This is a genomic window from Paenibacillus sp. CMM36, from assembly GCF_053570945.1.
On sequence record NZ_JBSEDY010000004.1, the window covers coordinates 208,883 to 231,678 of the forward strand.

The 22,796-nt window shown below is 35.9% G+C and carries 27 protein-coding genes; 22 read left to right on the forward strand and 5 right to left on the reverse strand.

The annotated features are described in order from the left end of the window. Positions 1-4 precede the first annotated feature (4 nt). Complete coding sequence (locus tag ACWA2B_RS10985) at positions 5-280, reverse strand: helix-turn-helix domain-containing protein (protein WP_449292190.1); 276 nt, start codon at positions 278-280, stop codon at positions 5-7. A 154-nt stretch (positions 281-434) separates the two neighbouring features. Between ACWA2B_RS10985 and ACWA2B_RS10990 the strand changes: the two genes are divergently transcribed. The 21 genes from ACWA2B_RS10990 to ACWA2B_RS11090 all read left to right on the forward strand — a co-directional run bounded on the left by ACWA2B_RS10990 (position 435) and on the right by ACWA2B_RS11090 (position 18,222). Continuing rightward, a complete protein-coding gene (locus tag ACWA2B_RS10990; RefSeq protein WP_449292191.1) occupies positions 435-1,769 on the forward strand; it encodes a hypothetical protein in 1,335 nt (444 codons plus the stop codon). Between the two features lie 25 nt (positions 1,770-1,794). Continuing rightward, positions 1,795-2,229, forward strand: a complete 435-nt coding sequence (locus ACWA2B_RS10995; protein WP_449292192.1) for a hypothetical protein — start codon at positions 1,795-1,797, stop codon at positions 2,227-2,229. A gap of 87 nt (positions 2,230-2,316) precedes the next feature. Next, positions 2,317-2,592 carry a hypothetical protein gene (locus tag ACWA2B_RS11000; RefSeq protein ID WP_449292193.1) on the forward strand — a complete coding sequence of 92 codons (276 nt, stop codon included), beginning with the start codon at positions 2,317-2,319 and terminating at the stop codon, positions 2,590-2,592. A 106-nt stretch (positions 2,593-2,698) separates the two neighbouring features. Further along, entirely contained in the window at positions 2,699-2,812 is a 114-nt protein-coding gene (locus ACWA2B_RS11005) for a putative holin-like toxin (protein WP_019686743.1), read from the forward strand. Between the two features lie 381 nt (positions 2,813-3,193). Next, positions 3,194-3,808, forward strand: coding sequence for a distal tail protein Dit (locus tag ACWA2B_RS11010; protein WP_449292194.1), 615 nt, complete (start codon positions 3,194-3,196; stop codon positions 3,806-3,808). Between the two features lie 20 nt (positions 3,809-3,828). Then, positions 3,829-4,467 carry a hypothetical protein gene (locus tag ACWA2B_RS11015; protein ID WP_449292195.1) on the forward strand — a complete coding sequence of 213 codons (639 nt, stop codon included), beginning with the start codon at positions 3,829-3,831 and terminating at the stop codon, positions 4,465-4,467. 3 nt (positions 4,468-4,470) lie between these two features. Further along, positions 4,471-5,109, forward strand: coding sequence for a hypothetical protein (locus ACWA2B_RS11020; protein ID WP_449292196.1), 639 nt, complete (start codon positions 4,471-4,473; stop codon positions 5,107-5,109). Positions 5,110-5,120: 11 nt separating this feature from the next. After that, positions 5,121-5,573 carry a hypothetical protein gene (locus ACWA2B_RS11025; protein ID WP_449292197.1) on the forward strand — a complete coding sequence of 151 codons (453 nt, stop codon included), beginning with the start codon at positions 5,121-5,123 and terminating at the stop codon, positions 5,571-5,573. 11 nt (positions 5,574-5,584) lie between these two features. Further along, positions 5,585-6,736: a hypothetical protein gene (locus ACWA2B_RS11030; protein ID WP_449292198.1), complete on the forward strand. Its 1,152-nt coding sequence runs from the start codon at positions 5,585-5,587 to the stop codon at positions 6,734-6,736. Between the two features lie 11 nt (positions 6,737-6,747). Next, positions 6,748-7,308 (forward strand): hypothetical protein, encoded by a 561-nt coding sequence (locus ACWA2B_RS11035; protein ID WP_449292199.1) that lies wholly within the window; start codon positions 6,748-6,750, stop codon positions 7,306-7,308. Between the two features lie 75 nt (positions 7,309-7,383). Then, on the forward strand, positions 7,384-7,998 hold the full coding sequence (locus tag ACWA2B_RS11040) for a hypothetical protein (RefSeq protein ID WP_449292200.1): 615 nt from the start codon (positions 7,384-7,386) through the stop codon (positions 7,996-7,998). Then, on the forward strand, positions 7,998-8,576 hold the full coding sequence (locus ACWA2B_RS11045; RefSeq protein WP_449292201.1) for a hypothetical protein: 579 nt from the start codon (positions 7,998-8,000) through the stop codon (positions 8,574-8,576). The genes ACWA2B_RS11040 and ACWA2B_RS11045 overlap by 1 nt, the downstream gene beginning before the upstream one ends. Before the next feature lie 9 nt (positions 8,577-8,585). Further along, a complete protein-coding gene (locus ACWA2B_RS11050) occupies positions 8,586-8,843 on the forward strand; it encodes a hypothetical protein (RefSeq protein ID WP_449292202.1) in 258 nt (85 codons plus the stop codon). A gap of 29 nt (positions 8,844-8,872) precedes the next feature. After that, entirely contained in the window at positions 8,873-10,330 is a 1,458-nt protein-coding gene (locus ACWA2B_RS11055; protein WP_449292203.1) for a DUF1565 domain-containing protein, read from the forward strand. 7 nt (positions 10,331-10,337) lie between these two features. Beyond that, positions 10,338-11,498 carry a discoidin domain-containing protein gene (locus ACWA2B_RS11060; RefSeq protein ID WP_449292204.1) on the forward strand — a complete coding sequence of 387 codons (1,161 nt, stop codon included), beginning with the start codon at positions 10,338-10,340 and terminating at the stop codon, positions 11,496-11,498. 30 nt (positions 11,499-11,528) lie between these two features. Next, on the forward strand, positions 11,529-13,550 hold the full coding sequence (locus tag ACWA2B_RS11065; protein WP_449292205.1) for a discoidin domain-containing protein: 2,022 nt from the start codon (positions 11,529-11,531) through the stop codon (positions 13,548-13,550). Between the two features lie 17 nt (positions 13,551-13,567). Then, positions 13,568-15,403: a CBM96 family carbohydrate-binding protein gene (locus tag ACWA2B_RS11070; protein WP_449292206.1), complete on the forward strand. Its 1,836-nt coding sequence runs from the start codon at positions 13,568-13,570 to the stop codon at positions 15,401-15,403. A gap of 67 nt (positions 15,404-15,470) precedes the next feature. Further along, entirely contained in the window at positions 15,471-16,019 is a 549-nt protein-coding gene (locus ACWA2B_RS11075; RefSeq protein WP_029518102.1) for a phage holin family protein, read from the forward strand. Next, the gene (locus ACWA2B_RS11080) at positions 16,003-16,869 is read left to right on the forward strand and encodes a peptidoglycan recognition protein family protein (RefSeq protein ID WP_449292207.1); all 867 of its coding nucleotides are present in this window, start codon (positions 16,003-16,005) and stop codon (positions 16,867-16,869) included. Before ACWA2B_RS11075 ends, ACWA2B_RS11080 begins: the two co-directional genes overlap by 17 nt. A 124-nt stretch (positions 16,870-16,993) precedes the next feature. Beyond that, on the forward strand, positions 16,994-17,743 hold the full coding sequence (locus ACWA2B_RS11085) for a hypothetical protein (RefSeq protein ID WP_449292208.1): 750 nt from the start codon (positions 16,994-16,996) through the stop codon (positions 17,741-17,743). Between the two features lie 65 nt (positions 17,744-17,808). Then, positions 17,809-18,222, forward strand: a complete 414-nt coding sequence (locus ACWA2B_RS11090) for a hypothetical protein (protein ID WP_449292209.1) — start codon at positions 17,809-17,811, stop codon at positions 18,220-18,222. A gap of 110 nt (positions 18,223-18,332) precedes the next feature. Here the strand turns inward: ACWA2B_RS11090 and ACWA2B_RS11095 are convergent, their stop codons facing one another. Further along, positions 18,333-19,064 carry a hypothetical protein gene (locus ACWA2B_RS11095; protein ID WP_449292210.1) on the reverse strand — a complete coding sequence of 244 codons (732 nt, stop codon included), beginning with the start codon at positions 19,062-19,064 and terminating at the stop codon, positions 18,333-18,335. Positions 19,065-19,199: 135 nt separating this feature from the next. Between ACWA2B_RS11095 and ACWA2B_RS11100 the strand changes: the two genes are divergently transcribed. Beyond that, positions 19,200-19,553: a hypothetical protein gene (locus tag ACWA2B_RS11100; RefSeq protein ID WP_449292211.1), complete on the forward strand. Its 354-nt coding sequence runs from the start codon at positions 19,200-19,202 to the stop codon at positions 19,551-19,553. Positions 19,554-19,872: 319 nt separating this feature from the next. On the opposite strand, the gene ACWA2B_RS11105 is transcribed toward ACWA2B_RS11100, so the two are convergent. The 3 genes from ACWA2B_RS11105 to ACWA2B_RS11115 all read right to left on the reverse strand — a co-directional run bounded on the left by ACWA2B_RS11105 (position 19,873) and on the right by ACWA2B_RS11115 (position 22,722). Next, the gene (locus ACWA2B_RS11105; protein WP_449292212.1) at positions 19,873-21,291 is read right to left on the reverse strand and encodes a helix-turn-helix domain-containing protein; all 1,419 of its coding nucleotides are present in this window, start codon (positions 21,289-21,291) and stop codon (positions 19,873-19,875) included. A 359-nt stretch (positions 21,292-21,650) separates the two neighbouring features. After that, on the reverse strand, positions 21,651-21,983 hold the full coding sequence (locus tag ACWA2B_RS11110; RefSeq protein ID WP_449292213.1) for a hypothetical protein: 333 nt from the start codon (positions 21,981-21,983) through the stop codon (positions 21,651-21,653). Between the two features lie 247 nt (positions 21,984-22,230). After that, complete coding sequence (locus tag ACWA2B_RS11115; RefSeq protein ID WP_449292214.1) at positions 22,231-22,722, reverse strand: hypothetical protein; 492 nt, start codon at positions 22,720-22,722, stop codon at positions 22,231-22,233. Between the last annotated feature and the right edge of the window lie 74 nt (positions 22,723-22,796).

Sequence of the window (22,796 nt, forward strand, 5' to 3'; positions counted from 1 at the left end):
GCCTTTAATTAGGCTCTTTTCTTATATACTCATATTCAATTATATCTGCAACTCCAAATCTGATATCTAATCCCCTATCCTTTGCTATTGAGTTTAAAGCGTTCAATATCTTGTCTAATGAGTCCAGATCTATTCTTTGTGATTCACCTTTAACTAAATCACCTACAGTATTTGGTCTTACGCCAGAAATTACTGATAATTTGTTCATTGATAGTCCCAACATATGTACTGCTTTATCTAATTTTAGGTGCACCATTGGCTTACTCCTTTTTTTATACATAAATATAATAATAAAAATCAAACTGCATAGCAACATTAATTAATTTTATTCTCTTGACTTTAACTATACACGGTATATAATATAACTATATCGTTAAATATACTTAATTATGTGTGTTGTCTTCAATGCATTATAGCACAAAGAGGTGGTAATTGTGACAGCAAAAAAGACTCCTGAACAATTTGAAAAAGAAGTATTTATTTTACTAGGAGATGAGTACAAAGTTGTATCAAATTATTTAGGAAGCCGAAGCAAGATTGTTTTGAGACATAGTGTTTGCAATAAAGAATGGAGTACAACCCCGGGAAGTATTCTTAAGGGTTCTAGATGTTTACATTGTTCAGGCAGAAATAAGAAAACACAAAATGATTTAGTTGGTGAAGTGAAGCGTAAAGTAGGTAATGAATATGCTATATTAGGTGAATATGTTAACACTCATACTCCTATTTTAATGAGACACAATAAATGCGGCTATGAATGGAAAGTAAGGCCAAAGCTTTTCTTACATGGAACAAAATACAGTAGTCCAAATGGAACTCGATGTCCTAAATGTGCCGGGTTACTCAAGAAAAGTACTTTAGAATTTAAGCAAGAAGTATACGATCTAGTAAAAGACGAATATACAGTTTTAGATGAATATAAAAATAGATACACCAAAGTAAATATGCAACACAATTTATGTAATTATATATGGAGTATAAAGCCACAAGATTTCTTAAAAGGGGTAAGATGTCCATTGTGCGGTAAAATGCATACAAAAACACAAGACTTCTTTGAAGAAGAAGTATTTAATATTGGTAATGGTGAATTTGAAGTCTTGGGAAAATATATAAATAGTAAAACCAGCATATTAATGCGTCATAAAACATGTAATTATGAATGGAAAACTCCTCCAGAAAATTTCTTACTTAGGGGCGCAAAATGTCCTAGATGTGTTGGGGTATATATCAAGACTTTAAAAATATTTAAAGAGCAAGTTTATAATTTAGTAGACAATGAATATAGTGTATTAGGAGATTATAAAAACGGTCAACATAATATATTGATGCGACATAATGCTTGTAATTATGAATGGCTTGTCAGACCAAATAATTTCCTAAATGGGAGTCGATGTCCCAATTGTCTTGTAACAAAAGGTGAATCAAAAATAAAGAAATATCTTATTGACAATGAAATTAGGTACAGAATTCAATACACCTTTCCTGATTGTAAGGATATTTTAAGGCTTAAATTTGATTTCGCTGTTTTTAAGAATAGGAAATTATCCGTATTAATTGAGTATGATGGCGAGTTTCATTATGAACAAATCATTAGCGAAGAACACTTTGCAGATCGAAAAAAGAAAGACAAGATCAAAGACGACTACTGTAAGTCACATAACATCCCGTTAATACGCATTCCCTACTGGGAATTTGACAACATCGAATCAATACTCAACGAAAAACTTGCTCAACTAAACATCTTACCTGTCTCCCCTGCTCTATCTTAATCCAAATATAAAGGAGAAGATACATATGTCAATCGTAAATGCTGTTGCCGAACAAACACGAAGAGTACCTTACCGTACCAATTTGACTCTGGAACAACTCTGTAACTTTCTCGATATCTCACCAAAGGCAACTATCCTTATTGCTCGTATGAAGTTTATGCTCAACACCGTCGAACGCCTTAATGAGTTTCTAGAGCGATCATCATTTTCCAAGCATCCTCTTACCCTATTGGTAAAAATGCGAAAAGAACATATTGATACTTATGGTTACACCAACAAGTCTGACTTTACTTTCGACTATTATCGAGATAAAAAATCAGCACTCGAACGATTGTTCCAAGAGCCTATGGAGCCTTTCAAACTCAATCGTTTCAAAACGGATGATCCTGAACTTATTTATGACACATATATATCAAGGGGTAAATATTCGACTTCTCTAGAGGTTGCTTTGTTTATTTAGTCCCACTTCTCTTCTCTCTCATAATACTATAGACCCATGACTCAAGACATGGTAAACTATTGGTATAATTTGAGAGGTGGATTAAAAATGAATAACAATCAGACAAGTATTGTAATTAAGTGGATTGGATTGATTTGCACTATCATTTCGGTGCTATTGCTTATCTTTAGCACATTAAAAGATGGGGTAACTTGGGAAGTTAGTCTAAGCATGTATAGTGGTATGTTTTTTGGTGGACTGTCTCTAATGGGAATTTCAGAAATTATCAGATTAATTCAGAGTATTAAAGATAAGTATGTTGGCTTAGATGAGAATCATCCCGATTATAAACAGAGTACTGATTTGAATAACAAGCAAGTATAGTTTGTATTGTATCTTTCTCTCTATCACATCAATATGTTATAATATTCCTACAACGGAATGGCTTAGATGGGCGGTCGGCTAGTCTCCTGCAAAGGAGGTGATGCCTGTGGAGGTTAAAGATGCTCTGACATTAATGATGATGTTCGGTACGCTGATTGTAGCGTTGATCGGATTGATCGTCACAATTGTTATTGCATTGAACCAAAACAAACGAAAATAGACCGCCCTCGGACAAAGGTTAACGGTCGTATTTTCGTATCGTCTTTGTAAGCAGCCACCGCCCTTATAAGCGGCTGTTGTAAAAGAGTTAGGATGTTAGCGCATCCTGCTCTTTTTTAGTATATACTTCTTGACTATATTTTATCACACGAAAATTGAGTTGCCAATGCCAAAGAAAGTACTGATGAATTTTAGCCTGTTGATACTAGCAAAAGCTCTCCGTTTCCACTGTATAAAAATCGCCACAAAAGTATCGAAAAACTCTCTATAAAATAGTTGTTTTTCACTACTGTTTTCTCGTCGTATTTCACGTCTTAATAAAATCCCAATTTTATAATGATTCTCCCCTTTCAAAAGCCTTATAAACAAAGGCTTTTTTATTATGCCAAAATTTAATATGGAGGTGATCAATATTACAATACGTGACTCCCTCTTCTTTTCTTATGCTGGCATCCAATCCGATTTTTTCGGAATCGTTAACGTTAATATGTCGTCTGGTATGCAAGAAGAAGCATTTGCAGCCTCACGATCCATTAACGAAGTGTCCATTAAAGGTCGAGATAAACCATACTTTCAAAGCACAAAAAAAGAACCACTTAAGTTTAACGTATCGTTCGCTTTCGAAGATAAATGGGATGATGTAAAAATTAGAGAAGTCGCCATATGGTTAACAGAACAGTCTTATTATCAACCTCTCTTCTTTTCTGAAGATCCAGAGAAAATATATTACGCTCTCTGTGTTGATGACATAAACCTCGTACACAACTGCTTAAGACAAGGATATATTACGCTCACTTTCCGTTGTGATGCTCCCTACGCTTACTCTTCTATTTATAATCCACCAGTATATAAGTGGCGTTATCAACCTTTTGATGTGCTGGTTAACGATACAAGTGGCGAGAAAAGCAAAATAATAATCGAAAATGGGAAGTTAACTTTGAATCCGAACAAGACAATGTTGACTGAATTTAGAGGAAAGAAACTTTATGAACTATAAATCACAGAAAGGAGAAATCCATGTCAACAACAACGGCAAAATTAGGGTTAAAGAAAACAAATTTTGAAACAGATGATGTTGAAGGAATGGTTAATGACTTAGCCTCAAACTTTCAGAAACTTGACGATGTATCAGATGACTATATTGATTCGCTTCCCTTATCTGGTACATATCCAATTACAAAGAGGTTTTATAAGAAAACTCCAAAGTCTGGCGATTATATAGGGTGGGTTAATACACGTTCAGGTACAAGTGCTCCAATTTGGTCAAAACTCACATACTGTGCAAATGGCTATCTAATTGTTCCAAACGTTGATAACGGGAAGATTTATAAATGCTCGCAGGCTGGATACACAGGACTAATCGAACCGATCTTCCCTGTTTCGGAAGGTATTGAGTTTAGTGATATTCGTGGTGCAACTACATGGCAAGCCTCAACTTATTGCAACAAAGATGAAATTAGACTGCCCACTATAGATAATGGTCGTTTCTACGTTTGTTTACAACCCGGCGAAACAGGAGATACCGAACCACAATGGGGTTTAGCTGATGGTCAAACAACTTACGATAAGAATGCATCATGGGTTAGTTATAAAATTCTGAAATGGAAAGAAGCTGGCGTGGCTTCAAACTTCAGACCTTTTGGAAAGATTGATTGAACAATGACAATGTTAAAATCCCTAACTAATAAAAATGGTATCTATACATATCCTACCGTCACTATTCCTGTTGTAACAGACGGTGCATTAAGCAAAATATCTTGGTCTCAGATACAACCTGAAGGATCAACAATAGTCGTACAATCTCGCAAATCTAATGATGGCTACAATTGGTCTGAATGGCGTAACTGTGTTAACGGTGGAGAAATACCAGAATTAAATGAAGATACTCCTCTCTACAATACGAAATTAAGTATTCGTGTAATCATCCAAACCACAGATTACAATATTCGCCCCTTCTTTGATCCTAATATAACCCTACATTTTCAACCAGTACTTGTGTTTCACAATAAAGGTGACCTCCCCTGCCAACCTGAAATATGGATCACAAAAGTTGGTAGCGGTGATTTTACCATGAATAATACATCTCATCATAACGAACAGTTCAAGTTTACTGGGCTTGTCGATGGGGAAACAGTGTATGTAAACAATGAGCGTCAAGATATTGAGACCACACTTGCTGTTACTTATAGATATAAGGATTTCAATGACAACTATTTGAACCTACCCGTTGGAAAGAATGTGTTCAAAGTCGACGGTGACGCAGATATTAAGTGGAGATATCAATATAAGAGAATTTAGGAGTGTGATCTATGGCTGGAGTGGCATTGAATGGTTCAACTACAAAATTATCTACCAAAAATGATTATGTTAAATTCACCTATGAATGGAGTGAAAGACATAGCGATGGCGATGGTGGACATGAAACTAGATACTATACGGGCAGCGGTTCAACCGATGCAGATGTTGAAGGTGTGGTTTCTTCTGACAATTTAATATTCCTAAATGGCGTTTCTATATCTACGGTTGGTGACAAAACATCTGAACATTGGGTTGCCAACCCTGCTCCATCTGCCCCTAAAGGTAGCATCAAATCTGTTTCCCCCGGTAGAAGCGGTTCTGGTGAAGGCGAAGTTTCAGGAGGTAGCACTAAGGTTTTCTACAAAGGTAAAGCTGTGGCAATGATTGGTTCACCTGTGAAAACAACGTTGGACACAGATACCACTATCGAAACGGGAAACGATAAGATAAACATTTCAAGTTAGGAGGTGAAATATTGCCAGAATTACATGCATATTTAGAGTTAAATGACCCCGTAATAATGATTACTCGCAAGGGTACACCCGAAGATCCTTTCGTTAATCGTGCTGATTCACTACCTGTTATGAATGGTCTAATTACATTATTCGAACTTCCCTCCTCTGCTCACGGTGTGTCAATTGCAGGTATGACAGAAATTAGCCAACAAGTATTTGAAAATCGACCCTATCTGAATGAAAATGAATTCCTTGTACAATATCAAACTGGGGCAATTCAAGTCCACCCTTCCCTAGAAGGTACAACTAAACTTTGTCGCTATATGGGCAAAGGCTTAGTCATGCAACCTGCATCACGTATCTATGCTATGGTACAACGTCATCCTGATATCGTAAAAACTCTACAAGATATTGTAGATGAGGCATATCAACGACTAAACGATACCCAATTGGCTATTGGAAGACTTGAAGAGATTATTAGACAATCACAGGTTGCTACTAGTACAGCAGAAAAAGCAGCAGACAACGCCAATCAAGCAGCAGATTTAGCTAACAGTGCAGCTAACAATGCACTGGATGCATATAAAACAACAAGGCTCGCTTTCAAACCTTACGTGAGAGATATGCAAGAATTGACTGCTACTTACCCTCACCCTGAACTTGGTTGGACAGTTCAAACTACGAAAGATGGTATTCGATATCGTTATGATGGTAATCGTTGGATAGCGATTGATTTATTTGGAGACAATCTACTTCCTGTTAGCAAGGATAAAGATGGCTTGATGACGGTAGCATTGCTTGAAAAGGTAAATGATATCCCGTTAGAGGTTCAAGATAGAGTTATTGTCTTATGCAAAGATTCTTATGTATTTACGGAACCTTTCGGATTAGCAGCCTTCCCTTTCAATGGAGAAATCGTAGAAATCAAGGCTTACTTAGGTGTAGAGGGCGATACAGAAACAGAACTAGACATAGAAAAAACAAGAGATTTAAATACTTGGACTAGTATCTTGAATAAAAAGATTCACTTTGAAGCACTTAAGCACTTTGATGATAAATCAGTAGAAATCAAAACAAAGACCGTTAACGCAGGAGATATTTTTAGAGTAAACACAATTAAGAACGGAATTAATATCCAGAATTTAACAGTAACAATAACAGTTAGAACTTAGGAGTGATACATATGGGTCTTCAACCAGTGATTGAATGGCGAAATTCTACGCATGCAACTGAAATTATTACACAAGATTTCGGTGTAATTGATGCGGATACTAAATCTTCACCATTTACTTTTAATATTTGGAATAATAGATATGATGCCACAAAAGGCACAGGTAAAACAGATGTAGCAAAAATGGAAGACTGCACAATAACCACTCGTGACATGACAGGTGGTACAGGTGATACAGTTGGCAATGTAGTAGAAGTAGTTAAAAATAGTTGGTTTCATGCTCAAGTAGATACTCTACAAGAGACTGACCTTGATCAAGACAGCTCTAAGATTGGTAAAATCGCATCCAAACCTATTGGCACAACTGGTAGTACAACGAAAAATTGGGATGGCACAGTGTACGATACTCCATTCAAGCCGGGAGCTAAAGAGATTTTGGGAGTAGCCAACAACGGCACCCCCTTAGATGCAGCAGGTAATTATGTAACAGTTACGTTACAATGCGCTGTACCTTTGGATGCTTCGAGCGGCAAACAGAGTTTCAAGCTACGTGTTTCTTACAGATATGTGTAAAATATTGTAAATTTAAAATCTATCGTCTAGGCAGGGATAATCTCCCTGTCTATTTTATTTTTAGGGAGGCTACATATGATTCTAGGTAACATGCAATACAGTCGTTCGCCCGTTCCCTTTCAAAATTTTATCTGGGTTGCGGACTACTGGGATTCTACATCTCTTCTTGAATACGATACACGCAACAACAAACATAATGAATTCGCCTCTATCGAAAAAGATAAATTGCTTGCCTTTGGTTATATTGGAGAAGGAACTCAGATCTACTTCGATGTAGCTAATGGTATCTTCAATGTTAACGGTTATCGCTTCATGATCTCCTATAAAACTGAAGAAGAAGAATATCCGTTAACGGGGAGGACTTTTCTCTATAACGATATTATTCAATACAAAAACGCTTCAAGCGATGCCAATCTACTTACGAGAGAAGCATATGGGAAATTAGATAGTAGAATTGAGCAATATAACATGGGTTATAAAAAACAAATGCAATTAGAAGGTGTGAACATAAATTTTCAATGTATTTGTTCCATTCCTTTTCGAGATGCCATATATTTTCAAATTAAAATTACTTCCGACAGGGATTTGGACGGAAAATTAATTATCCGTAATAATGGACTTGTATCCGAAGAAGTTCATGCTCCCCTGCTAGCAAATATGAGTAATAATCTGAATTGGGAGCTGAAATAATGAGCATAACCGAAATCGGCATACCCATAGATTTATCCAAAGGTAAATACGAAAACACTGTTTATAAAGACGGTAAGCTTCAGCTAGTAGAACTACAAAAAAGTGATACAGGTAAGATAGTTTATGCCTCATCTGGTTCTTGGCAATCAGATATGATTCAAATTGCCGATAAGATTAAATCATTTGAGAAAGTTGTAAAGAATACAATTGTTAGCGGAACAACTTCAACATTTAAAATTTATACTCAATCATCAGTTGATGGAGTGGAATGGACTCCCTATGTCGAAGTGGGTACAGATGGCTCTATTCAGTCACAAACAAATACATATGCACGTATCAAAATTCAGTTATTCAGTTCTCCTACGGAAAATTTGAGTTTTACGGTAGATGAATTTAATGATGATCGCTACGACAATGCGTATTTGAATACTTCTCAGGACTATCTAGAAATGAAACGAAAATACACAATAGATTATGTCGCTGACCCAACTTGGTCTGAAGATGGACAACTATATAGAACAATAATTGATAAATCTATTTGGAAAAAAGTAGACTCATTATCTAGTATTCAAAGCTAGGAGGATTACATGCAAAAACACCTCATTAATGACAATGGAACATATAAAACTTATATAAACGGAGCATGGCAAACAGTCGCTACATCCTCCCCGACTAAAGACAACTTTATAACAAAAGGTATAGACGATTTAAGCGTATTGAATCGAAATGCCAAAACGATCAATCAACCCATGAGCGACAATGGGCTTTTAGGATCAGGTAAAGTTTTTAAGTCAACTATAGACTTAAAGAAGTATTTTGACATTACGAACATCACAATAAAATAACGATTTTATACAGAAAATGGTGATAAAAAATGCCTAGTTTTAGTGGATTTCTTGATTCATTCTCTAAAGTTTTATGCGTAGATGGCACAACAGGTTTGGATACAAATACTGGCTCTGCCAGTTCTCCATTTAAAACAATAAGTAAAGCAGTTGCTTCGGTTACTACCGATAAAACGTTGATCTATATTGCCAAAGAAGGAACATATACAGAGTCAAGACTAACATCGGTGCTTAATGCTAATTACGAGATTACTATAGCCTCCATTACTCTTAGAGATAAGACTAAACGTGTCATCCTCAGTTTAGCAAACGTTACTGCTGGGGGGTTCGCTATGAACAAGTCCAATACGTTCATTGGACTTGTCATACAAAGACCTTCCGCGGGCAATGAGGCGAGAACATTTGAGTATTTTTTCGATGGTTCGGTTCTTAACCTCTCGTTTAGGAATTGTGTATGGGATAACAAGCCATATGCTCCAACGTGGTTTCCTATTTTTGCTGGTAATTCTGCTGGTGCGACGATTAAAAAACTGGAGTATGTTAATTGTTCTATACTCCCCATTTTCTCTAGTACTGACAATGGTGTTAGAAATGACTATATTAATTGTGCATTAGCAAATAATTTCACGCCCGATGTTGGCAATATAGTGACTGCCTTTGACACCGACTATAATCCAACTTCTCAAACAACTACGAACGGCGTATACAACGGCGAATTTGCTTGGGGAAGTATGAAGTATATTAAAGTAATACTTTCATCGAATAATAAGTTCTATTCTACTACTCCAAATAAAATTTCCGATACAACAATAATTCCTAAAATGACAAACAATGCTGCACCGTCTGGATTGGCTTTTTCAAGGGGTGCTCTTGGCATAAACGAAGCCTATCTTGCCTTCAATCAAACAGATGAAACTGAAGGCTACTGTTCTACAAGTAGTTCAGGTGGAGTAGGATTCTTGGGATACAAATTTACGTCACCTAAAATTATTGGCAAATATGCTGTTCGAAATGGAACTCTAACTAGCTATACTCGATTACCAAAAAACTGGACTTTTGAAGGTTCAAACGATAGTACAAATGGTTTTGATGGGAAATGGGAAGTGCTAGACAGACAATCCAAACAAATTTGGAGTAATCCTGCAACTGACAAAGTATTTGAAATTGATAACATCAAATCTTTTATTATGTATAGATTGAATTGGACTGCCAATGGTGGAGCTACCGACTACACAAGCGTTGGAGAACTAAAAATGTTTGAACTATTGAGCTTCCCTAGTTTAATTGAAATTCCAGATAGCAATGAATTGTCATTTCAGAAGTACGGAATGAATTATGACAGTGCATTAAACTTAAGCAACCGTTTAAATAAACGTATTGATATACAGTCATCAAACATTAGTTTTGGTGCTGGTAAGATATTTACGCATGTCATTGACATGAGTCGGTATAGAGTGAACAGCATAACGTTTAATAAAGGAGGATAAGTCTTAAGTGGCAAATTACAGTGAAAACTTAATCCCAACAATGACAAGCAATACCACCCCAAGCGGTACGGCTAGCGCAAGTACAGAATACGGGGATCGTTGGAAAGCATGGAACGCCTTCGATCATTTGGTTGACGATTATGGTTGGGTCGCAGCAAGTGGTAATACAACTGGATGGCTGTGTTACAAATTCCCATCTAGCATTAGAATAACAAGATACACAATCACAATGAGAAGTGGCTCTCATGCAGAAGCACCAAACACTTGGACATTTGAAGCATCTAGTGATGGTGCCGCTTGGTCGGTTTTAGACACACGCAGCAACATAAGTTTTTCAACCAATCTAAGTCAAAGTTTCGACTTTACAAATGGTACTCCTTATTCATATTACCGAATCAATATAACTAAAAATAATGGTGGCGGTTTATTAAGAATAAGCGATATGGAAATGTATTCTAAGCAGTATGAAAATAAGTTTCTAATTACTACCGACACAAGTGAAACATACTCAATACATAAGAAAGTTGGTCGTCCTTTAGTACCACCAATGAATGGGCTTGATAGTGTAAGCGGCAGTGTAATTGGATCATCCAGTTATTCAGAAGGATATACTTGGAAAGCTTTTGATGGCGATGATAGTACTTTTTATAACACTAATTTTATTCCAGACATATACAAACCTGTGTTTATAGGGTTTAAATTTAATGAACCTGTATGTGTAAAAAGATATTCATTTCTTGCCGCTTTAAGAACATTCAAGCTTATGGCATCAAACGATGGAACAAACTGGGTTGTATTAGACACTAAAACAGCAATTCCTCTAAATTCATCTACCCTGCAAACTTTTGATGTACAGAACGATAATCTCTACATTTATTATAAGATCGAATCTTCTTTCGTATTGACCGGGAATGGATGGGTAAATATTTATTCTGTGCAGTTTTACGGATTATTCCCTCAAGTGTTGGTAAGTTGTCCCTCAAGTGAGCAAAGTTTTATTCAAAAAGGAATGGATCGAGGCTGTTTGATTGACACCAACGAAGAAATGAATGTACGCCAATACAGTAAATTAGAATCAGTACCTTTGGGTGCTGGAAAGGTGTTTAAACAGTCTATTGATACAGCCAAAGTGCCCATTAAAAAAGTCAATGTGACGGATAGCTATTAACAATATCTTAGAGAGTTGGGGGGATTGAAAATGCCTATTGTTCATACTGAAAATGCAATTCCTATTATGACTTCACACTCATCTCCAACTGGAGTAGTTAGCGCAAGTGTGGGGAATACTGGAGGCACTCCTTCATGGAGAGTGTTTGATGGAAATATTAATAGTTATTGGGGAGGAGAATTTGCATATCCATATTGGATTTCCTATAGCTTCAATACTCAAAAAAGAATTTATAAATATTCAATAATTGTAGATAATTCATCTTACTCTCCTTCAAGTTGGAAATTCCAAGGTTCTAACGATGGAACTACTTGGGACGATTTGGATTCTAGAAGTGGAGAAGTTTTTTCAAATAAAACCAAAAAATTATATGACTTAAATGTGTTCTCTGAACCTTATCAATCTTTTAGATTGTATTTTGTAGCAGGTAGAAGTCAGATTTACGTTAATGAAATTGAAATGTTTGAATATGAAATTGCATCAAAGTTTCTAATTTTTAATAATAACAAGTATCTAACGTATAGTTCAGATCAGTGGTCGTTGGTGACCACAAATCAACCTGATGAGATGGATTATGTGGAGAAAGGTATGAATTCTGTAGATAAGATACCTGAATCAGCGTGGCTTGACCTTAATGGAAGTGTCGAAATTGCCTACTTTACAGATAACCCCAAAACCAATAGTATATCGACAAATATTGAAACCACACCGTTTACACTTGCTGAGGAATGGCAGGATAAAAAAATTAAAATAATTGAATATACAGACGATCCGCTAAAACCTGAATCGTTCATTTCAATGGAAACTGAACCTTTTATCCTTTATGACGAACTAGATGACAATATCGATGTCCTCTACTACACCGATGAATTAACTAAGACAGCAGCCACTTTAGAGTATAATGCTAACTACTCTCCTTTGGACGATTTCCAAAATAAATTTGAAGTTGTAACGTGGACAGATGAATCAAATAACCCACTTAAACTTTCGCTTGACGCTTTACCAGTCAATCAGTTCGTGAAGCAGTCTAACGACTTCACTCTACCCGGTTCCCTACAGGCTATCACTATAATCAAGAATGCTAGCGACAATGCAAAGTTTTTGCTGTCATTTGATTCGGGTTTGACTTGGAAAGCATATCGTTATGGCAAATGGACAGAAGTAATTGTCGATGATATGAACACAATTAGAAAGCAAGCAATGTCCTACAAAGAAATATCTAAGCTAGTTGAAAGTAATTTTAAGAATCAGGGTGACAAAGTTAGATTCGGTTATTACATAGAAGACAAGAAACAAGAATCGCTCAATCCTACAAAAATTGATGCCACTCAACTGGTTATTAAATCAAACGTTGATGACACTAAGTTTCAAAATTTATCTTTTTATGTCCTTAACACTGAAGCAACAATTCAACTCACATTTAACAGTGGTAAAATTCTTGGACAAATAAACGATGAAGATAAGGGTAAAGTACAGTATCGTGTATTGCTCAACGATCTTCCCTATTTCCCTAATGATGGTTCATTTACTCGTCTTGCTCCATCTCCAGTTGATATCAATCTCAATATATCCGAACGGGATATGCATTTTGATAAAGACAATAAACTACGTGTAGAGTTTAAAGATTATTGGGGCAATACAGACTACTGGCAAACAACTTTTGCTGGGACATATACAGGGCTAATGTTTATGGATGAAACAGGCGAATATCTGTCTGATACATTTGGAGGTATCCTTAAGTATTTAGACTTCGGTATGATCTTCGCTGGTCAAACCACTCTAGACCAAAAAGTTGTAATCAAGAATCAGCTAGGATACCCAATTGATAATTTACTGTTGGAAGTAAACAAAGAAAAATTACCTGAAGGTGTGACAATAGAATTATCGCGTACTCAGTCTCCATTTTTAGCAACAGACTATATTACATATGGGCTTACCAAACCATTAGAAACACAAGAGTTTTATGTGCGAATCGTTGCAGACATAGAGGCGAAACCAGTACCGAACGGTATATTTGAACTCAAGATCAATTCAAACAAAGCAGCAGTTTAAAATCACAATACAATGTGATGTTAGGAAGTGAGCAATTGGATGTATACAATGATTTAGGCGGTGAAATATTTATAAAATCGCCCTCCAACCGTATGGAGGGTAAGTTTGTACTCTATCGGCAGGAAGTATCTGAAGTAAATTCGGAAATGCTGGTTGCTTATCGTAGAGAAACAACTTTTGATGCAACGATTACTATACGTGTTCAGCGATCAGCAGATGTTAGCAGCCAATTAGATATCAAGTATAGAGGAAATGCTGAAATCAATTCAGTATTAGAATCAACCTCTATTAATTATCTAGCTGGTACATTAGAAGTCAGACCACATAATCGGCTATTAGGTAAGTTTGAGCTAATGGAAGCTCCTAGAGTCACCAAGGACTTAAATCCTATCGAAGATGCCACAACACGAAGTCGTTCAGATTTGCAAACGGTCAACTATGGCGACACGCAATCCATGATGATCGGACAGTCAGATACAGAGCAGTTCGAATCATTTGTAAACTTTGGTAATTTGAAAGTTGTTGTACCAGATCTAAATAAGCTCGAAGAAGCCAAGTTACGACTATATTATAGTGGAAGTTTTACGGATGACACGGATATTAAGGTCTACCAGCCCAATACATTGTGGCGTGAGTACGGCATTACATATGCCAACAAACCGTATGGAACAGAACTATTATTGGATTCCTATACGGTTAACAGAACGAATAAATACATTGAATTTGACGTGTTTGATTTGGTCAAATGCTGGCAAGATGAATCATTAATTAACTATGGACTTATTATTAAATCCGAAAGTTCACATCCAACCTATTTTAATACAAGAGAATCACTTAAACCTCCTGTTCTTCAGCTTAAGTACATTACAAGTCAGAACTATAGTTTTGGACGAGGAGATTTAAATTCTACTCTGTTCGTTTATGGTGCTGGTAGAAAAGAAGTAACAGGTAGTCTTACGGTTAAAAGTAATTTTGGATTTAATTATCTCCCCGCTTCTTTATATGTCCACAAGTACAAAGACTTTATGCAGCATGATACTGACTCGACATTGGCAATCTCCAGACCAGACATAAACAGTTCATTAAAAGTTGTATATCGCAAAAGCAATGATTTAGCTGCCTCTATTAGTGTTGCCAACTTTGGAACATCTGCCCCCGACTCATCGGTGATTATATCTAGACCTGATTTGGGAGCAAGGTTAACAGTTGATCCTAAGATCAGCCTTGAAAGTGAACTAACAGTAGCATACAGACGTGAATCTACAATCGATGGCTTAATTACTGTGTCAAGACCAGAAATGAATGCAAGCTTAACAGTGTCTAAGTATAAGCGTGTTAACAGCGATATAGAATCAAGCTTAATGGTTCAAGGTATAAGATTCTCGGATATTGAAAGCAGTTTGATTGTAAATAAGCCTGACTTAGGTGGCAATGTTGTTATCAGAGCCATCGGTGATAATGACTTAGATTCATTTGTTCAGGTGCCTTTCTTTGATTATCGAGACGCTAATGTAACTGTTTCGCGTCCAGACTTGGGATCATGGATTGAAGTTAAGAATTTCTACGATATTGAAGGTTCGCTATATGTAAAGAATCGTGAATACTTAGAGGCAACCATTGATATTCGCCAGAAGAGTGACTTGGATTCCATTGTAGACATCAAAAATGTCCATAACGTTGAGTCTGAAGTGATGATCAGTAGACCAGATTTAGGCGGTTTCTTGTATCCGAGATTGGCGAGGAACAATGATTTAAATGCTGTAGCACAAATCAGAAAAAGAGATGTAAGCGACTTAAGCAGCTTTATTATAGTTAAGGGACGTTCATCTGGTGTATATTGGTACATTTTATAAAAGAGACATTTTACGAAGACTCTTCTAATGAGGAGTCTTTTATATTATTGAAAAGTAGGTTTAACCAATGAAAGAGAATGAATTTTTAGAAATAATGACTGGTGCTTATGAGTATGCCTATAAGTCAGTCGAGTATGTTAGACCTGTTTTTGTGTTTATTTCAACCATTGTTTCGTATTTACTTTTCCCCAATGAAGCATATGTGGCTCCCACTATTGGCCTCTTTGTTGCACTTATTTTAGATATAGCAACGAAATATTATGCTATTTCAATGCAAAATGGTGGTTTTCGAAATGCAATTATAACAAGAAAGATATCCTCTGAATCCATGTGGAGAGGAACAAAGAAAAAGCTTGTAAGTGTTTTGATGGTTATGATTTGTTGTGGTTTATTTATGAGATTCACTGAGTTTCTACCACAAATAGCTATCGCAATTACATCGATTTGTTATGGGTTCATGTTTTTTAGAGAGACACAAAGTATTGCCGAAAACTTAATTGATGCAGGACATACAGACATGGCTTGGTTTCTAATTTTAGTTAAAAAGAAGAAGAAAGAGTTTATGGAAGACAACGACATCTCAGAAGGGAATGATTCAAATGATTCAACAAGGTAACTTTTTACTCATGGATCGGGATGAGTTCCGTAAATGGCTAAGCAAACAAGCCGTTACTCGAAACATTGACCGTCTTCAAGTCCATCATACAGCCTCGCCTAATTATAAAACGCGCAGAATGGTTAATGGTGTTGCTCAACAAGATCATTTTGAGTGTCTTGAAGGAATGAGAAGATATCATTTAAGTGAGGGATGGTCTGGGACAGGTCAAAATATAACCATATTTGAAGATGGAAAAGTAGCTATTTCATTAGACAGAAACCTAAATAAAACACCTGCTGGGATTCGTAATGCCAACAGTGGAGCCATTTGTATTGAGATCATTGGTTACTTCGACAAAGGTAATGATGTTATGACCGACAAACAGAAAAATGCCGTTGTTCATGTTTATGCTTGTCTAGCTGAAAAGTTTAATCTAACTATCGATACAAATCATATTGTCTACCACGCATGGTTTACGTATGGAGGTGCACGATTGACAGATTTTAAACCCGGTGAATCAAGTAAGACATGTCCCGGTACAGCATTTTGGGGAGATGGTAATACAGTTGCAGCAGCAAAGAAAAACTTTCTCCCTCAGATTCAAGCTGAACTAAATAGATTAAAAGGAAAAAATATTATCAGTGAGGATGATCAACCCATGACAAAAGAAGAAAAAGCAGATTTTCAAGCATTACAAGAACAAGTAAAACAATTAACCTCCAAGTTGTCTATTGATAAGATTCCTGATTGGGCAATAGAGGCGTGTGTTGCTGCCAAGAATGCTGGCGCTGTAGATACAACATCAGACGGTAGTTATGACTTTTATCGGGTGATTACTGTGTTATACCGCAAAGGATTCTTTAAATAATTCACATTTCGACATTAATCGACATAAAATATCTTAATTTGTCGTTTACAGTCGGAAAATTTTGGGCTATACTATATATGGAGTTTAAACGTTATATATTCTCTAAATATAGTATGGAGAGTGATTGAAACTGAAGAATTTTACAAGTAGAAACCGTATTGTAATTAAGTATGATCCTAAGATGGAGAATTCGACTCCCAGCCCCCTCATTGTAAGAAATATGCTAGAAGAATGCTCTGTTAACAATTTTGACGAGGCAAAGAAAGAGTTCGATATTACTGATGTTATAGATTCAACTTCGGATAACTTCAGTAATAGATGCCAATTATGTCACACCCCCAATTTAAAACACAACTTTGTACTACATAATAGGATAACTGGAAGAACACTACATGTTGGTTCGAGATGTATTATTAGATTCAATGTTCTTAAAGGAGCAGTCGATGTATCTTCTGGCATTGCATTGCTACAAAATAAAGCCGATGAACATTCCTTAAAGCATGAAATTCAGTCAATGGTCGTTTCGATAATATTCCCCACTATGCCTGAAGCAACAGATTATAATAAATTTCTTAAAAAATTGCATAAGTATTTCGAAGTCAGAGGAATTAGCAATCCAACCATTGAACAACTAGCCCTTTTAATACTAGGCGATGAATGGGCTAATAAAAGCGAAGAGCTTCTAATGAAAATAAAAAATATGTGGTATGACCCCGGTAAAATAGAAACACTAAAAACCAAGAAGATAGCCCCCCTTAATAATCCAAAAGAAGGAACTACATGGTTCAAGAAAAGAACTCTTCGTACAGAAAATGTTTCGGCAGCTAGATCACTAGCTTATGATACCGAACAGTATGTCGCAGATTATAAATAATAGTTTTAGGTAGAGAGGGACAAAGGTTCCTCTCTTTTTATTCTTATAACAAGGAGAAATGTAAAGTGAATGATATTTATATTATTGGTGGAACAGTGTTGTTTGTGCTATTAGGCGTATTGGTTATTACTTGGTTTAAAAAGAGAGGGGTCAATCTGAGTGATACGGATAGTATTCTTGGAAGTGTCGATGTAGGCAAATTGATTTTAGAGGTACTTCCAATTGCTGAACAGCATAAAGGCAAAGCTAATTTTGTTTTAGATGTGGCAAGTGAAGTAATTGAATATGTACATAATTATTCCAATGACGCTTTGACATTTGAACAAAAGGAAAAGGTAGCCGTTGAAACAGTCGATGGATTGTTGAATAGGCTGGAAGTTACACCAACCGATAAAGAATTGAAGTTAATCGAAATTCTAGTCCATAAAGGTATTCGATTATTGGATACCTCAGTATCCGCCACACCAGTTACTAAATAATAACTAAGGGGAACTCTCAATATTAAATGAGGGTTCCCCTTTTTTTTTTTATTGAAGCTAGTTTGAAGCAAAGCTGTATGCACTTTACATACACATAAACTCAGGTCAGATTAGTAATTCACATCTATTGGATACTCAATATTAATAGGTTTTTTTGTTCCATTAACATAAGTGTACCCAGCATTTTCCGCTTGTCTACCTTGATAAACATTTCCAAGATAATAATCATAATAATCATATCGAACAATAGTTGTATTATACTGATCGTAGTTGATAGCTGCGTAATAGTTTCTTGTTTTGTACGGTGAGCTTTCAGGAGGGCCAGAGTATACATCTGTAGTATTGTAAGTTTTAGAAACTGTGCCACTTACATTTCCTGTAAGACTTTCCTTAACTATATATGCAATATTTGCATCAACCGTTGCTGTAATTGAAACTGATCCACTTACTGTAAGGCTAGAACTACGTGTTGCAGTTCGTCCTTTGGCTACACTAACAATAAGTGTTTGTTTCTGAATTGGCCCAACAGAATATCCAGTAATTTTGTTACTACCAAGTGCATATTCTGACTTTACATAAACGCGATGATCCCCAGCTTGAGGTGTGATCACGGAATTTTTTTCAACTAGCTTTGGATCAACAAATTCAACGCGCGCATTTGGATTACCTTGTGCTTCAAATCTGGTAATTGCAGATGTTGGAACATCTTGAATACTGGACTCTGCAATTTCTGCGGTTGCGTTTTGAATGGTATCACCTGGATTTTCTTCTGCAAAAGACACTGGAGCAAAGACAGCTAGAGCAGTTGATAGGGATAAAATTACTGCGGTAATTTTCTTCAAAAATCATCATCCTTTTTTCTAATTTTTGTAATACAATGTATTTATTCTGCATAAAAATTCTATTTCCTTCTTTTTGTAGCATAATTTTAGAAAAAAATGCTATAGTATAGATATTATTACCAAGGAGTGGTGCAAATGAATAAAGATAAAGATTTCAAAATAGTAATATCCTCAATAATACTTGGTGGTTCTTTTATAATTGGAAGCTATATTAACGCACATTTTAGTTCCAACGAAAAAATTCTTACCCCTCAGATATCGCAATCTTCTTTAAGCGATAGCGTTTTAAACAAAGAAGAAGCAGCAGCATATCTAAAGATTCCCGTGACACAACTAGACAATATTATAAAAAGAGACACAGAACAAAAAAAGAAACTATCGGTTTATGACACTTATCAATTTATTCCTTACGCTGATCTAGATGGACATGTAGTATTTCAAAAAGATAACTTAAATAAATGGTTGGATTTCATCACACAGAAAAAATAATTCACTTTTTTTGCTGTGTGGCTATATTCAAATCAATAGCAATATCCTCTTGAGTTTTGGCGAGCAAAATAATTTTGGTCACCAATTCCATATGTATGCTGATTACTCATATATATAAAAATACACTCCTTAGAATTTTATCGGCTAAACCTGTGTTAGGTTTCTCCAATATCTGTTTTAGGGAGTGTATTTTTGTTATGCTGGTTTTTTATCTTTCCTCATTCGTTTGAAATGTTAAGCCCCTCCTTGTTGATCGTAAAGCCCGATACTCTGGTGTTGGCTATGAGTCTGAACAGGTGCAGTTACGATAAACAAAAAACTAGTTGCGACGATCAATAGCACCATTTTTCTTAACATCAGCTATCCACACCCTTTCAATAAATTCTAAATATGCTGCCTTAGTTTCGGATACTGCATAAGCTCGATAACGCTCAAACAACACCATACATTTTATAAAATAAGTCTCATTATTTAGTGTATGATAACTTACCATTGAATACATCAAATGTTTAAAACCATCACTGTAAGAACCTCGATGTAAATAATAATAAGCCAATTCATAACTAAAGCGTGCATATTGCTCTGGTATCACCTGTTGGGTATATATATCACTGGATTGCGGAAATTGAAAAAGTGAATTAATATCCGTTTCAAAGCGCTGAAGTATATCATTTACGTCTATCTGGTATCGGTTTGCCGTCATCATAATATTCAAAAGTTGGGTAACCTTATCTTGTTCAGCTGTATCTGACGGTGCACCAATATATTCAACATAATCATATAAGGCGTTTATATCTCCAGATAAAAGCTTATTTGCGGTAACGTTAGCTTGCGCCCAACCTTTGAATAAATTAATCCAGTGTTGTGTGTCCTCGTCTGTCTCTTTGACCCAATCTAATTCTGCGTAGGCGTATGTAAATTGTAGAGCCTGTTCGTAATCTTCCCGTGATTCACATACACCTGCACATAATAAATCTGCATAGCTAATGTACACAAACATGGGACGACTCAGCTTCTTTTCAGACTCATTATGCTCACGTTTCTTCTGCTGATGTTTCATCGAATATTGGATTTCCGCTTTTCCTCTCATTTTCCTTGCCATTTCATCAACCTTGTCCCATTTACGCAAAGACCTGTACACGTTTGCCAAGTCCTTTAATGCATCGAGCTGGTCTATTTCATTTAGACGCTCAACAAAAGCCTCAAATATCGAAGCCGCCCTGACATTTCGGCTTTGGTCATCTCCAATCTGAATCGTGAATATACGATATTGACAGATGGCTAGGCGTTCAGAGTGTTGATATTTCTCCGCTTCAGCTACTCCCTCATAGAGTATCAATGCCGCTTCTAGTCGTCCCTGCGCCAACAATTCTTCTGCAATTTCAAATAGTTTGGGAGAATAGAGTAGATTGTCCATGATGGCTCCCACCACTCGACGGATTGCATCCAACTTGTCCAACTCCGCACAGCGAAACAAAAATGGCTCGATTCGTCTCATATTCGGAGGATGGTCGATGATGTAGTTTTCTATGAACAAGTCATAAAAGTGACCTTCCGGTAACCCCATAGCTTCAGTAATTCGATCAAGCTGATTAATAGACATAGATTTGTTACCTGTTACAATGCTACTTATTATTCCCCTATTCATCCCTGCGATTTGTCCAAATTGCGATAATGTTAAGCCTTCTTGTTGTAGATATTGTTCCAATTCTGCTCTAATCGTGGGTGCAACTTTCATAAATAAACCACCCTTTCAACGTAGACTAACAATACGATGCATAGTTAAGATTATTATGTAGTTGTGAAACAAGTAGTAAAATACATTTGCTTTATTGCTCTTGATTGTACCATCTTTTGGAATAAAATCATATACCTTTCATATATGTACTTAAGATACCTTTTGGGATAGTTTACGATGATTTTATGATTAAGGGTATCGTCTAACATATTTATCAAACCTTTGGGTTAGAGTCATCAGTTTGAATAATTGCTTATTGTAGTTTCTGTAGCCTTTAAGAAAGAAAGTTTAAAAAAAGGACGACCGTAGTCGCCCTATATTTCCAATATAAAGTGTCCAATAGCAACTCTTTATATTGACTATTCCACACCCTCTTCCTTGATATAAGTAGCATCATATTGAATAATTGCTTTTGTTTTATCCGTAGTCTTTGAAACATCGTAGACTACCTCATCCTGATTGAATTTATCTTCATCATGGAGAGATTGCGGTTTTTTTATAAATAATGCATCTTTAGTATAAATTTTATCAGGATGATTAAGTCCTTCTAATACACTATCAGGGACTACTGCTTTTGTAACGTCCTTCATTTCTTCAGAAGTATCGTCACTAGCAAAAACATTATTACCAATAACTACAGCAAACGTAACAATAAGGGCAGCCAACCCAAAAACTTTTAATTTTGTCTTCATTTCTTTTCTCACCCTTCATTAAATTAATTTATTCCAACGATTTTAACTATTTTTTTGCATTCATAGCCAATATATTCAAATTGTATGTATGGGTTGAGCAAAAGTCAAACAACTCATTTTTCTCATTTTCAAGATTATGAGTAATCATCAGTATGGTCATAAGATTTCCTGATAAAATGATAATTTTACTCAGATTAAAATTGATCAGCCCTCTACAAGAATGTAGTCCTGTAAAGGGCTTTTTGTTTTACATAAGAAGTAGTGACACCTCCAACACAGTACAGTACTTCCCTCTTTCTTGGCGAGCATTATAAATTTCTGAGGGATCTTTTGTTGCAAGCTTATTCAATTTGAATTGATTAATTGGTTCTTGAAACAGTTTTTCTAGTGCTGCTTTCTTGTCACGATAATAGTCATAAAGAAAGCCTGTCACATCAATATAGCTATAGGCATCAATTCTTTCTTTTCGGATTTTAGTAAGTAGAGACTGCTCAGGCAGGTCTGCTGTTTCCAAAGGCAATCTCTCAATAAATTCATATAATTGTTCTACTGTATTCAGAAAAAATCTCATCCTACTGATTAGTATTGTGCAATCAGACCCAATTCCGAGCCTGTCTAAAAATTTTTCGAAAGTGATTTCATTATTATAAAGTGGTTTGTCTGAGATTCCAGTAGTATATGTATAAGAAATATTGCTTCTTTGGTAGTTTTTCGTTTCTTTTCTCAAGATAATGGTCATTATTCTGTCTCCTTTTCGCATCTGCGAAGTTTAATTCATTGAATGCATGTAATTCCATGCGTCAAAGGTTATAT